Raw genomic sequence first — 12,936 nt, forward strand, 5'->3', positions numbered from 1 at the left:
TTCTGTTACCTCACCCGGGGTGAGGGGGTTTATCGCAGGTTTTCGATTGTTTCGGCGAGCTCGGCGCCGGTCAGGGGTTCGCGGGCGATCAGCAGCAGGGTGTCGTCGCCGGCGACGGTGCCGACCACCGACGGCAGCGCCGCCCGGTCGATGGCGCTGGCCAGGTAGTGCGCCGCGCCGGGCGGGGTGCGCAGCACCGCGAGGTTGCCGCTGGCGTCGGTGGAGACCAGCAGCTCACCGAGCAGCCGGACCAGCCGCTCGGTGCCGCCGGTCACCCCGCGCACCGGGCTGCCGTCCTCGGGCACCACGTAGGCGCCGACGCCGCCGTCGGCGCCGCGCAGCTTGACCGCGCCGAGCTCCTCCAGGTCGCGGCTCAGGGTGGCCTGGGTGACCTCGATGCCCTCGGCGGCCAGCAGCGCGGCCAGCTCGCCCTGGCTGTGCACCGGCTGCGCGGACAGCAGCGCCACGATGCGGGACTGCCGGCCGGCGCGAGTGGCGGCCACCTCGGGGGCGGCCTTACTCTTCGGGTCGGTCGTCTTCGGGTCGGTCGTCTTCGGGTCGGTCACCGCGAGCGCTCCAGCAGCCAGACCAGCAGCGCCTTCTGGGCGTGCAGCCGGTTCTCCGCCTCGTCGAACACCGCGCTGTGCGGCCCGTCCATCACCTCGTCGGTGATCTCCTGGCCGCGGTGCGCGGGCAGGCAGTGCAGCACCACGGCGTCCGGGGCGGCCCGGCCGAGCAGTGCGGCGTTGACCTGGAACGGCCGGAATGGGCGGACCCGGTCCAGGCCGTCGTTCTCCTGCCCCATCGAGGTCCAGGTGTCGGTGACCAGCACGTCGGCGCCGTCAGCGCCGGCCGCCGGGTCGGCGGTCAGGCTGACGGTGCCGCCGGTCTCGGCGGCCCGGGCCCGCGCGTCGGCGACGAACCGCGGGTCCGGCTCGAAGCCGGCCGGGGCGGCGATGGTGACGTGCAGCCCGGCCGTCACCCCGCCGAGCATCAGCGAGTGCGCCATGTTGTTGGCGCCGTCGCCGAGGTAGGTCAGCCGCAGCCCGGCCAGGGCGGCCGGGCCGCCCCGGCGCTCGGCCAGGGTCTGCAGGTCTGCCAGCACCTGGCAGGGGTGGAAGTCGTCGGACAGCGCGTTGACGATCGGCACCGTGGCGGTGGCGGCCATCGCGGTCAGCCGCTCCTGGGCGAAGGTGCGCCACACCACCGCGTCGACGTAGCGGGACAGCACCACCCCGGTGTCCTCCAGGGTCTCCTCCCGGCCCAGCTGGGTGCTGCGCCCGTCGACGACGACGGCGTGCCCGCCGAGCTGGGCGATGCCCATCTCGAAGGAGAACCGGGTGCGGGTGGAGTTCTTCTCGAAGATCACCGCCACCCCGCGCGGGCCCTCCAGCGGCCGCCGGGAAAACGGGGCGGCCTTGAGCTCGGCGGCCAGCGCCAGCACCTCGGCCTGCTCGGCCGGGTTCAGGTCGTCGTCGCGCAGGAAGTGCCGGGGGCTCACGCGGTGTCCCCGGCGGCGGTCTGCGCGGCGGTCAGGATCGCCGGCAGGTCGGCCAGGAAGGCCTCGACCTGCGCGGCGGTGATGATCAGCGGCGGCGCCAGCCGCACGACGTTCGGCGCGGTCGCGTTGACCAGGTAGCCGGCGTCACGGGCGGCGGCCTCGACCTCCTTGGCCGACGGCGCGGTGAGCACCACCCCGAGCAGCAGCCCGCGGCCACGGACGTGGTCGACCAGCGGATGACCGGCGGCGAGGATGCCGTCGCGCAGCTGGGCGCCGCGCTCCCCGGCCGCGGTCAGCAGGCCGTCGGCGTCGATGGTCTCCAGCACCGCCCCCGCGGCGGCCGCGCAGATCGGGTTGCCGCCGAAGGTGCTGCCGTGCAGGCCGGCGGTCATCAGCTCGGCGGCCGGACCCAGGCCGATGCAGGCGCCGATCGGCAGCCCGCCGCCCAGGCCCTTGGCCAGGGTGATGACGTCGGGGATGATGCCGTCGTGCTGGTGGGCGTAGAACGCGCCGGTGCGCCCGACCCCGGTCTGCACCTCGTCGAGCACCAGCAGCGCGCCGTGCTCGGCGGTGATCCGGCGGGCCGCGGCCAGGTAGCCCGACGGCGGGGTGATGACGCCGCCCTCCCCCATGATCGGTTCCAGGAACACCGCGGCGGTCTGGTCGTCGACGGCGTCGGCCAGCGCCTGCTCGTCGCCGTAGGGCACGTGGGTGACGATGCCGGGCAGCGGCTCGAACGGCGCACGTTTGCTGGGCTGGCCGGTCAGGGCCAGCGCGCCCATGGTGCGGCCGTGGAAGGACCCCTCGGCGGCGACCAGCTTGGTGCGCCCGGTCAGCCGGGAGATCTTGAACGCGAGCTCGTTGGCCTCGGTGCCGGAGTTGCAGAAGAACACCCGGGCACCGCGGTCGCGGGCCGGGCCGAGCCGGGCGATCAGCCGCTCGGCCAGCACCACGCCGGGCTCGGTGACATACAGGTTGGAGGTGTGGCCGAGCCGGCCGAACTGGGCGGTGATGGCCGCGGCGACCGCCGGGTGGGCGTGGCCGAGCAGGTTGACCGCGATGCCGCCGAGCAGGTCCAGGTAGTCCCGGCCGTCGGCGTCGGTGACCACCGCCCCCGAGCCCGAGGCCAGGGCCAGCGGCGGGGTGCCGTAGTTGTTCATCATCACCGTCGACCAGCGTTGCTGCAGTGAGGAATTACTCATCAGGTGGTTCCCTTCGCGCCGGGGCCCGGTGATCCGGGGATCACCTTGGTTCCGGTGCCTTCGTCGGTGAACAGTTCGACCAGCACGCAGTGCTCGACGCGGCCGTCGATCACGTGCGCGCTGGGTACCCCGCCGTCGACCGCGCGCAGGCAGGCCTCGATCTTGGGCACCATGCCCGATTCCAGCCGGGGCAGCAGCTGCTTGAGCGCGGCGGTGTCGATCTCGGAGACCAGTGATTCGCGGTCGGGCCAATCGGTGTACAGGCCCTCGATGTCGGTGAGCATCAGCAGCTTCTGCGCGCCGAGCGCCTCGGCGACCGCGGCCGCGGCGGTGTCGGCGTTGATGTTGTGCACCACGCCGTCGACGTCGGGGGCGATCGTCGAGATGACCGGGATCCGCCCGGCGCCGATCAGGTCCCGCACGGCGGCCGGGTTGACCTCGTCGACGTCGCCGACCAGGCCGATGTCGGTGGCCACCCCGTCGACGTTGACGCTGCGGCGCACCGCGGTGAACAGCTGGGCGTCCTCGCCGGTGATGCCGACCGCGTACGGGCCGTGCGCGTTGATCAGGTTGACCAGTTCCCGGCCGACCTGACCGAACAGCACCATCCGGGCGACGTCGAGCACCTCGGGGGTGGTGACCCGGAAGCCGCCCTTGAAGTCGCCGTCGATGCCCAGGCGTTTGAGCATCGCGGAGATCTGCGGTCCGCCGCCGTGCACGACGACCGGGTGGATGCCGCAGTTGCGCAGGAACACCATGTCGGCGGCGAAGGCGGCCTTGAGCGTCTCGTCGGTCATGGCGTTGCCGCCGTACTTGATGACGACGATCTGGCCGTGCAGTTGCTTGAGCCACGGCAGCGCGGTGGCCAGCACCTGCGCCTTGACCGGGGTGGGCAGCGATGCGGTCATGACGAATATGCCGAGTTCTCTTCGACGTAGGCGTGCGACAGGTCGGTGGTGCGGACGGTGGCCGTCTCCTCGCCGAGGCCGAGGTCCACCAGCACCGCGATGTCGGCGCCGGACAGGTCGACGTCGCGGGCCCCGGGCGCCCCGGCACCGTCGATGCAGACCGGGGATCCGTTGAAGGACACCGAGATCCGGTCGGCCTCCAGCGGGAACGGGGACATCCCGACCGCGGCCAGCACCCGGCCCCAGTTCGGGTCGGAGCCGAACAGCGCGGTCTTGACCAGGCTGTCGCGGCCGATGATCCGGGCGGCGGTCAGCGCGTCGTCGGCGCTGCGGGCGCCGGCGACGGTGATGCTGACCCGCTTGGTGACGCCCTCGGCGTCGGCCTGCAGCTGCGCGCACAGGTCGTCGCAGATCGCGAACACCGCGGCGTCCAGGTCGTCCTGGCTCGGCGCGATGCCGCTGGCGCCCGAGGCCAGCAGCAGCACGGTGTCGTTGGTGGAGGTGGCGCCGTCGATGTCGAGCCGGTCGAAGGTCAGCGCGGCGGCGCGGCGCAGCGCGGTGTCCAGCGCGGCGGCGTCGGCGACCGCGTCGGTGGTCAGCACCACCAGCATGGTGGCCAGCGCGGGGGCCATCATGCCCGCGCCCTTGGCCATCGCGCCGACGGTCCAGTTGCTGTCGGGGGCCACCTCGTGGTGCAGCGCAACCTGTTTCGGCACGGTGTCGGTGGTCATGATGGCCCGGGCGGCGTCCTCGCCGCCGTGCAGGCCGCCGGCCATCTCGTGCACGATCTCGCCGGCCCCGGCCAGCAGCTTGTCCATCGGCAGCCGGTCGCCGATCAGGCCGGTGGAGCAGACCGCCACCTCGATGGCGCCGGTCTCGGTGCCCCACGCCGACAGTGCGGCGGCGACGGCCTCGGCGGTGGCGTGGGTGTCCTGGAAGCCACCGGGGCCGGTGCAGGCGTTGGCGCCGCCGGAGTTCAGGATCACCGCGCGCAGCCGGCCGGTGGTCAGCACCTGTTTGCTCCAGCGCACCGGGGCGGCGGTGACCTGGTTGCGGGTGAACACCCCGGCGGCGGCGTAGTCGGGACCCTCGTTGAACACCAGCGCGAGGTCGGGTTTTCCGGAGGCCTTGATGCCGGCGCTGATGCCGGCGGCCCGGAAGCCCTCGGGGGCGGTGACGCCCTGGCTGCGCAGCAACCACTGCCGGGGGTGGTCGGTGGCGATCCTCATGGCGCGACTCCTACCGTGCTCAGGCCCTCGGTCTCCGGCCAGCCCAGGGCGAGGTTCATCGATTGCACGGCGGCCCCGCCGGTGCCCTTGACCAGGTTGTCGATCGCGCAGACCGCGACGAACACACCGGCGTCGGCGTCCACCGCGATGGCCAGCTGGGCGGCGTTGGAGCCGACCACCGAGCCGGTGCGCGGCAGCCGGCCCTCGGGCAGCAGGTACACGAACGGTTCGTCGGCGTAGGCCTTTTCGTACACCTCCCGGAACTGCTCGATGCCGGCGGTGGTGGGCGCGGTGCAGGTGGCCAGGATGCCGCGGGCGGTGGGGATCAGCACCGGGGTGAAGGAGACCGTGACCGGGTGGTCGCTGACGGCCTGCAGGCCTTGGGCGATTTCCGGGGTGTGCCGGTGTGCGCCGCCGATGTTGTAGGCCCGGGCCGAGCCGATGACCTCGGCGGCCAGCAGGTCGACCTTGGCGGCCCGCCCGGCGCCGGAGGTGCCGCTGACCGCGACGACGTTGATCGCCGGGGTGACCAGCCCGGCGGCGACCGCAGGCAGCATGGCCAGCAGCGCCGAGGTCGGGTAGCAGCCGGGAACCGCGATCCGCGTGGTGCCGCGCAGGGCGTCGCGGTGGCCCGGGAGTTCGGGCAGGCCGTAGGGCCAGCTGCCGGCGTGCTCGGAGCCGTAGTACCGCTGCCAGGCGGCGGGGTCGGTGAGCCGGAAGTCCGCGCCGCAGTCGACGACCAGCACGTCCGGGCCGAGTTGTTCGGCGATGGCGGCCGAATGCCCGTGCGGCAGGCCGAGGAAGACCACGTCGTGGCCGGCCAGGGTGTCGGCGTCGGTGGGTTGCAGGACCCGGTCGGCCAGCGGCAGCAGGTGCGGGTGGTGCTCGGCCAGCGTGCTGCCGGCGCTGGATGCGGCGGTCAGCGCGCCGATCTGCAGCCGCCCGTCGGCGTACGCGGGGTGGCCGAGCAGCAGTCGGAGGATCTCACCGCCGGCGTATCCGCTGGCTCCGGCAATCGCGACGCTGGTCATTCCAGCATTTTGCATTGTTATGCAGTCAGTTGCAAGTTCATTCGAGCTGAGTTTTACGGGTTGTCCATCGGAATCACCTCGAGGGTGCTGGTGCCGGTGAATTCCGCACCGTCCTTCGGCGTGACGGACACCGTGATTGTGTAGGTACCGGTGGCGGTCAGCCCGATCGACTTGCCCCTGATGCTGCTGGCGCTGCGGCTGCACGCATCGGTGTGCTCGGTGTGGCTGTAGTCCCCCGGACCCGTCACGGTGGCCACGACCGTACAGCTGCTGCCGCCGATCTCGGTGCCGCCCTGCAACGCCGACCAGCCGTACTTGACGTTGACCGTCGGCGTGCTGTGGGAATAGGTGCGGTCCAGCTGGTAGCGATCCGGTCCGACCCGCCCACCACCGAGATCGGTGGTGACGATCTGCACCTGGTCGATGACCGGCGCGGCCGAGGTACTCGTCGTCGTGGCCGGTGCGGGCGCGCTCGTCGGGCTGCCGGTCACGGTGACGGTGTTCTCGACGGTTTGGGTGACGGTCACCGTCTCGGTGACGGCGGTGGCGGTTTCACCGCCGGAGCAGCCGGCCACCGCCAGCGCCACCAGGGCAGCGACGGCCGCGGTGTGACGGGCGCGTTGATCCATTGCGGGATACCTCCTGCTTGAAGTGACGACGACGGGCGCTCAGCCGCGCTGGGTGGCCCCGAGCCGCGCGGCCGCCGTGGCCACCGCGGCGTCGCGCCCGGCGCTGGCGTCGTCCTCGGTCAGGGTGCGGTCCGGCGCCCGGAACCGCAGCGCCAGGGTCAGCGACTTGCGGCCCGCCCCGATCTGCGGGCCGGTGTAGACGTCGAACAGCTCGACGGCCTCCAGCAGCGGCCCGGCACCCTCGCGCACCGCGTCGATCACGTCGGCGGCGGGCACCGCATCCTCGACGATCAGGCTGACGTCCTGGAAGACCGCAGGGAACGGCGACACCCGCGGCGCGGGCAGCGCCTCGGCGACCGGAACGGCATCCAGATCCAGCTCGAGGGCGCAGCAGCCCTTGGGCAGCCCGGCGCGCTCGACGACCGCCGGGTGCAGCTGACCGGCGTGGCCGACCAGCCGCTCGTCCCCGGTGACCGGGTCGATCGCGTACACCGCGGCGCAGCGGCCCGGATGCCAGGGCAGCGGGTCGGCGGCGCGCAACCGGACCTCGACGCGGCAGGCCCGGGCGATCGCCCGGGCCGCCTCGAAGGCGTCGGCGGCGTCGGCCGCGCGGCCGGGCCCCCACGGGCCGCGGGGATCACGCAGGCCGGCCAGCACCGCGGCCACGTGCACCGGCTGGGCCGGAAGCGAGGCGTCCAGCGCGGCGATCTCGGCGTCGGTGGGTCGGCGGTCGGTCGGGATCCGCGCGACGGCGCCGGTGCCGGCACCGGGCTGCACCACCTGCGCGATGGAGAACAGCGCCACGTCGACCGCACCGCGGGCCACGTTGCGGCCCAGCGCCTCCAGCAGCGCGGGCAGCAGCGTAGTGGCCAGCTCCGGTCGGTCGGCCTCCAGCGGGTTGAGCACCCCGGTGGTGCGCCGGCGCGCGTCGTCGTCGGCCAGGCCCCAGCTGTCGAAGATCCCGGCCGGCAGGAACGGGCTGGTCAGCACCTCGACGAAGCCGGTGAGCGCCAGCGTCTTGCCGACCGCGCGGCGGCGGCGCTGCGCGGCGGTCAGGCCGCGGCCGGCCGGCGCGGTGGGCAGCACCGCATCGATCTTGTCCAGCCCCTCCAGCCGCAGCACCTCCTCGACCAGGTCGGCGGGGCCGACCAGGTCGGGGCGCCAGCTCGGCGGGGTGACCACCAGGTCGTCGCCGTCGACGGTCACCTCCGCGCCGATCTGGGTGAGCCGGGTGACCGCGGTGCCGTCCGGGTAGCCGATGCCGGCCATCCGGTCGGGCAGGTCTGCGGGCATCCGCACCGGCGCCGGACGCCAGTCGGTGCGCGCCGGCTCGCCGCGCCAGTCGGTCAGGGTCGGTTCGACGGTGCCGCCGGCGATGTCGGCCAGCAGGGCCGCGCACCGGTCCAGCGCGGCGACCGAGACCGCCGGGTCGACGGCGCGTTCGTAGCGGCGGCCGGCCTCGCTGACCAGGTGCAGCCGGCGCTGGGTGCGTGACACCGCGGCGGGATCCCACACCGCGGCCTCCAGCAGCACGTCGGTGGAGCTGCCGGGGTCGATCTCGGTGTTCCCGGCGCCCATCACCCCGCCGATCGCGGCGGTCGCGGCGTCGTCCACGATCAGCACGTCGGCCGGGGCCAGTCGGCGTTCGACGTCGTCGAGGGTGGTGACCCGCTCCCCCGGCTCGGCGAACCGGACCGCCAGCCCGCCGCGGATCTTGGCCCGGTCGTGGGCGTGCATGGGGTGGCCCAGCTCGAGCATCACGTAGTTGGTGACGTCGACGGCCGCCGAAATCGGCCGGATGCCGCTCAGCAGCAGCCGGCGCTGCAGCCACCACGGCGAGACCGCGGCGGCGTCGATGCCGGTGACCGGGCGCAGCGCGAACCGGCTGACCCCGGTGGCCGGGTCCACCCGCAGCGGCCAGGCCTCGCCGTCGGCCGGCAGGGCGGGGACCTCGGCCGGGTCTGCGAACGGCAGATCGTAGGCGCAGGCGACCTCCCGGGCGATGCCGCGCACCGACAACCCGTAGCCGCGGTCCGGGGTGATGGCCAGGTCGAACACCACGTCGTCGAGGCCGAGCACGTCGTGCCCGGAATCCCCCGGCGCGGCGGTGCCGGCCGGCAGCACGATGATCCCGGAGTGGTCGGTGCCCAGCCCGAGCTCGGCGGCCGAGCAGATCATCCCGTCGGAGGTGCGGCCGTAGGTCTTGCGGGTGGCGATGGCGAAGTCGCCGGGCAGCACCGCGCCCGGCAGCGCGACGACCACCAGGTCCCCGACGCCGAAGTTGCGGGCGCCGCAGACGATGTCCCGGGGCTCGGGCTCGCCGACGTCGACCTTGCAGGCCCGGATCGGCTTCTTGAACTCGGTGAGCTCCTCGATCTCGGCGACCCGGCCGACCGTCAGCGGCCCGGTCACCGGCCCGAGGGTGATGATGTCCTCGACCTCGTGGCCGATCCGGATCAGTGCCTGCTCCAGGTCGGCGGGCGTGGCGTCCCAGTCGGGGGCACCGGCCCGGACGGTCTCGCGCAGCCAGCTGTAGGGAAGTCGCATCAGACACCCACCCCGAACGGCAGCGAGAACCGGACGTCACCCTCGACCATGTCGCGCATGTCGGGGATGCCGTTGCGGAACTGCAGGGTGCGCTCCAGGCCCATCCCGAAGGCGAAGCCGGAGTACTTCCCCGGGTCGATGCCCGCGGCGATCAGCACGTTCGGGTTGACCATGCCGCAGCCACCCCATTCCACCCAGCCGGGGCCGCCCTTCTTGCCCTCGAACCACACGTCGAACTCGGCCGACGGTTCGGTGAACGGGAAGAAGTGCGGCCGGATCCGGGTGCGGGCGCTGGGCCCGAACTCCGAGCGGGCGAACGCGTCCAGGGTGCCCTTGAGGTGCGCCATGGTCAGGCCGCGGTCCACCGCCAGCCCCTCGACCTGGTGGAACACCGGCGTGTGGGTGGAGTCCAGCTCGTCGGTGCGGAAGGTCCGGCCGATCGAGACGATGTAGACCGGCAGCTCGCGGGCCAGCAGCGCGCGGACCTGCACCGGCGAGGTGTGGGTGCGCAGCACCTGGCGGGAGCCCTCCGGGGCGATGTGGAAGGTGTCGGACTCGCTGCGGGCCGGGTGGTCGGGGCCGAAGTTCAGCGCGTCGAAGTTGAACTGCTCGGTCTCCACCTCGGGGCCCTCGGCCAGTTCCCAGCCCATCGCGACGAAGGTGTCGGCGACGTGCTCGGCGAGGATGGTGATCGGGTGCCGGGCGCCCTGCGGGGCGCGGGTCGACGGCAGCGTGACGTCGATACGCTCGGCGACCAGCACCGCGGCGTCGCGCTCGGCGCGCAGCGCGGCCAGCCGGTCCTCGTAGCCGGCGCTGGCGGCGGTGCGGGCGGTGTTGACCCGCTTGCCCGCGTCGGCGCGGTCGGTCTTGGGCAGGGTGGCCAGCGCCTGCCGGGCCAGCGCCAGCGGGGCCCGGTCACCGAGGTGTTCGGTCTTGGCGGCCGCCAGTGCCGGCAGGTCGGCGGCGGCGCCGAAGGCGGCGACGGCGGCGGCGACGGCCGCGGCCAGCGACTCCTCGGTCAGGCCCTGACCGGGGTCCTTCTCGGATTCCTCACCCACGCTGGGGTCTCTCCTTCGCTACGGGCCCGCGGCGCGCGCGGGCGGCCCGCCGCACCGGTGCTGGTGCCGCGGGGTTCCAGCTGCGAATCTTAATGGGCCGCCGTCGTCGCACCCGGCGACGGGTTGGGCGGGTTAGGTTCTCCTGGCCCGGATCGGCGCGGGGTCCGCGATTACCCTCGCGCCATGAAGCGCGCGCTGCCCATCGGGGTGATCTGGATCGTCGGGGCCACCGCATTGTGGCTGGCGTTGACGGCCAGCCCGTGGTGGGTGGCCGTCGCGGTGCCGCTGCTGCTGCTCGCCGCGCTGGGCACCCACGATCTGCTGCAGCGCCGGCACGCGATCCTGCGGGCCTACCCGATCCTCGGGCACGCCCGCTTCCTGATGGAGGAGCTGCGCCCGGAGATCCGGCAGTACTTCATCGAATCTGACACCGCCGACACCCCGTTCGCCCGGGAGATCCGCGACATCGTCTACGAGCGGGCCAAGGGCACCAAGAGCGAGGAGCCGTTCGGCACCCAGCGCGACGTCTACGAACCCAACCACGAGTTCGTGCCGCACTCGCTGCGGGCCAGGTTCGCCACCGAGCCGGCCCCGCGGGTCCGCCTCGGCGGCCCGGACTGCACCCAGCCCTACGACATCGCGCTGCTCAACGTCTCGGCGATGAGCTTCGGGGCGCTGTCGGCCCAGGCCATCGAGGCGCTCAATGCCGGGGCCGCCCGCGGCGGCTTCGCCCACGACACCGGCGAGGGCGGGATGAGCCCGTACCACCTCAAGCCGGGCGGGGACCTGATCTGGGAGATCGCCTCGGCCTACTTCGGCTGCCGGACCGCCGAGGGTGCCTTCGACCCGGAGCTGTTCGAGGCCAAGGCCGCCACCCCGGCCGTCAAGGCGATCTCCATCAAGCTGTCCCAGGGCGCCAAACCCGGGCTGGGCGGCGTGCTGCCCGGGGCGAAGGTCACCGAGGAGATCGCCGCCACCCGGGGCGTGCCGGTCGGACAGACCGTCATCTCCCCGCCCACCCACAGCGCGTTCGGCACGCCGCTGGAGCTGGTCGAGTTCATCGCCACGCTGCGCCGGCTCTCCGGCGGTAAACCGGTGGGCATCAAGCTGTGCGTCGGCGCGCGCAGCGAGTTCCTGTCCATCTGCAAGGCCATGCTGGCGACCGGGATCACCCCGGATTTCATCATCGTCGACGGCGCCGAGGGCGGCACCGGCGCGGCCCCGCAGGAATTCGAGGACTTCGTCGGCCTGCCGCTGACCGAGGGGCTGATGCTGGTGCACAACGCGCTGGTCGGGGTCGGGCTGCGCGGGCGCATCCGGATCGGCGCCTCCGGCAAGGTGGCCACCGGCTTCGACATCGTCAGCCGGGTCGTTCAGGGCGCCGACTTCACCCTGGCGGCCCGCGCGATGATGTTCGCCGTCGGCTGCATCCAGGCCCGCAAATGCCACACCAACGCCTGCCCGACCGGCGTGGCCACCCAGGACCCGGAGCGCTCCCGCGCCATCGACGTGCCGGACAAGTCGGCCCGGGTGTACAACTTCCAGAAGGCCACCGTGGCCAGCGCGGCCCAGCTGGTGGCGTCGATGGGCCTGGGCGGTTTCGCCGAACTGACCCCGGCCATGCTGCACCGCCGGATCGACAGCCGGCGCACCGCCAGCTACGCCGAGCTCTACGACTGGCTGGACGACGGCGAACTGCTCAGCCATCCGCCCAAGCCCTGGCGCGACGATTGGGAACGCGCCCGCCCCGACGCGTTCGTCTGAGCGCGGCTCACGCGGCCTTCCCCAGGCGGCGTGCTCAGTCGGCGGGCTCAGTCGTCGTCGTCCTCAGTCGTCGTCCTCAGTCGTCGTCGTCGACGGCGTGCCGGGCGGTGGGCTGCAGCCGGTACATCAGCAGCCCGTCGGGCACCCCGCTGGGCTTGGCCGTGAACAGCTGCCTGCGCACCTTCTTCGGCCGCACCCCCAGCGCGTCGAGTTGCTCGGGCGCGATCCGGTCCAGGGTGTCCCCGGAGATCATCACGCCGCCGCGGCTGGCGCGCTCCATCACCCGGGCGGCGATGTTGACGTCGACGCCCAGCCAGTCCCCGCCGATCCGCTGCGGGTGCCCGGTGTGCAGGCCGGCGCGCATCCGTGGGGTGTAGCCGTCGACCTGCACCTCGGCCAGCGCGTCGTTGGCGGCCAGCACCCCGGCCAGCGCGACGTCGGGCCGGCGGACCACCGCCATCAGCCCGTCGCCCATCCGCTTGACGATGTGCCCGCCGCGGTCCAGCAGCGGCGGCTCGATGGCCGCGGCCACCTTGCGCAGCAGCCGCAGGGTGGCGTCGTCACCGGCGGCCAGCGACCAGGTGGAGAAGCCGACCAGGTCGGTGAACACGATGGTGACCTCGGCGTTGGACGGGGTGCGGGAGACCAGCCCGGCGACCGCCTGCCAGACCTGCAGGCCGGCCAGGCCGACCTCGCGGGAGGCCGCCTCGCGGTCCCGGATGAACCGGTCGGCGGCGCGGGCCGCGGTGCTGGGGGCGTCGTCGCCGGCGGTGGACAGCGGGTCCCCGAACTCCGGATCACCGGGCAGCATCCGGCGGGCGCGGCGGATGAAGGACACCAGGGCGGGATTGTGGTTGGTGCCGGCCAGCCACGCCGCGGCCGAGGCGACCGCGCTCCCCGCCGCCGGCTCCGGCCGCGCGAGGGCACCGGTGCCCGCGTCGGCGTCGTCCTCGCGAGGTTGCAGATCCACTCGGTCAGGGTAGGTGGTGCCCCCGGGGCCGGCCAGCGCCGGTGGCCCCCGGCGCGTCCGGCCCGATCGGAAACGGGCTGGTCAAGCCGCTGGCGTC

Annotated in this window: 11 protein-coding genes; 1 reads left to right on the top strand and 10 read right to left on the bottom strand. The window is 73.5% G+C overall.

What is annotated here, in order from left to right:
• Positions 1-29: 29 nt before the first annotated feature.
• Genes G6N10_RS05195 through pheS form a run of 9 tightly spaced genes read right to left on the bottom strand, consistent with a single transcriptional unit; the run spans position 30 to position 10,105 of the window.
• The gene (locus G6N10_RS05195) at positions 30-566 is read right to left on the bottom strand and encodes an arginine repressor (RefSeq protein WP_085094821.1); all 537 of its coding nucleotides are present in this window, start codon (positions 564-566) and stop codon (positions 30-32) included.
• Positions 563-1,501, bottom strand: a complete 939-nt coding sequence (argF, locus tag G6N10_RS05200) for an ornithine carbamoyltransferase (protein WP_085094819.1) — start codon at positions 1,499-1,501, stop codon at positions 563-565. The genes G6N10_RS05195 and argF overlap by 4 nt, the downstream gene beginning before the upstream one ends.
• Positions 1,498-2,703 carry an acetylornithine transaminase gene (locus G6N10_RS05205; RefSeq protein ID WP_085094817.1) on the bottom strand — a complete coding sequence of 402 codons (1,206 nt, stop codon included), beginning with the start codon at positions 2,701-2,703 and terminating at the stop codon, positions 1,498-1,500. Before G6N10_RS05205 ends, argF begins: the two co-directional genes overlap by 4 nt.
• A complete protein-coding gene (argB, locus tag G6N10_RS05210; protein WP_085094815.1) occupies positions 2,703-3,611 on the bottom strand; it encodes an acetylglutamate kinase in 909 nt (302 codons plus the stop codon). The genes G6N10_RS05205 and argB overlap by 1 nt, the downstream gene beginning before the upstream one ends.
• Positions 3,608-4,840 (bottom strand): bifunctional glutamate N-acetyltransferase/amino-acid acetyltransferase ArgJ, encoded by a 1,233-nt coding sequence (gene argJ, locus G6N10_RS05215; RefSeq protein ID WP_085094813.1) that lies wholly within the window; start codon positions 4,838-4,840, stop codon positions 3,608-3,610. Before argJ ends, argB begins: the two co-directional genes overlap by 4 nt.
• Positions 4,837-5,871, bottom strand: a complete 1,035-nt coding sequence (gene argC / locus G6N10_RS05220) for an N-acetyl-gamma-glutamyl-phosphate reductase (protein ID WP_085094811.1) — start codon at positions 5,869-5,871, stop codon at positions 4,837-4,839. The genes argJ and argC overlap by 4 nt, the downstream gene beginning before the upstream one ends.
• A gap of 53 nt (positions 5,872-5,924) precedes the next feature.
• Complete coding sequence (locus G6N10_RS05225) at positions 5,925-6,500, bottom strand: hypothetical protein (protein ID WP_085094809.1); 576 nt, start codon at positions 6,498-6,500, stop codon at positions 5,925-5,927.
• Between the two features lie 39 nt (positions 6,501-6,539).
• On the bottom strand, positions 6,540-9,047 hold the full coding sequence (pheT, locus tag G6N10_RS05230) for a phenylalanine--tRNA ligase subunit beta (RefSeq protein ID WP_085094807.1): 2,508 nt from the start codon (positions 9,045-9,047) through the stop codon (positions 6,540-6,542).
• Entirely contained in the window at positions 9,047-10,105 is a 1,059-nt protein-coding gene (gene pheS, locus G6N10_RS05235) for a phenylalanine--tRNA ligase subunit alpha (RefSeq protein ID WP_085094805.1), read from the bottom strand. Before pheS ends, pheT begins: the two co-directional genes overlap by 1 nt.
• A gap of 183 nt (positions 10,106-10,288) precedes the next feature.
• On the opposite strand from pheS, the gene G6N10_RS05240 reads away from it, so the two are divergent.
• On the top strand, positions 10,289-11,869 hold the full coding sequence (locus tag G6N10_RS05240; protein WP_085094803.1) for an FMN-binding glutamate synthase family protein: 1,581 nt from the start codon (positions 10,289-10,291) through the stop codon (positions 11,867-11,869).
• A gap of 76 nt (positions 11,870-11,945) precedes the next feature.
• Here the strand turns inward: G6N10_RS05240 and G6N10_RS05245 are convergent, their stop codons facing one another.
• A complete protein-coding gene (locus G6N10_RS05245) occupies positions 11,946-12,839 on the bottom strand; it encodes an adenylate/guanylate cyclase domain-containing protein (protein WP_085094801.1) in 894 nt (297 codons plus the stop codon).
• Positions 12,840-12,936 lie beyond the last annotated feature (97 nt).

It is taken from the genome of Mycolicibacterium fallax, from assembly GCF_010726955.1.
Taxonomy (GTDB): Bacteria; Actinomycetota; Actinomycetes; order Mycobacteriales; family Mycobacteriaceae; genus Mycobacterium; species Mycobacterium fallax.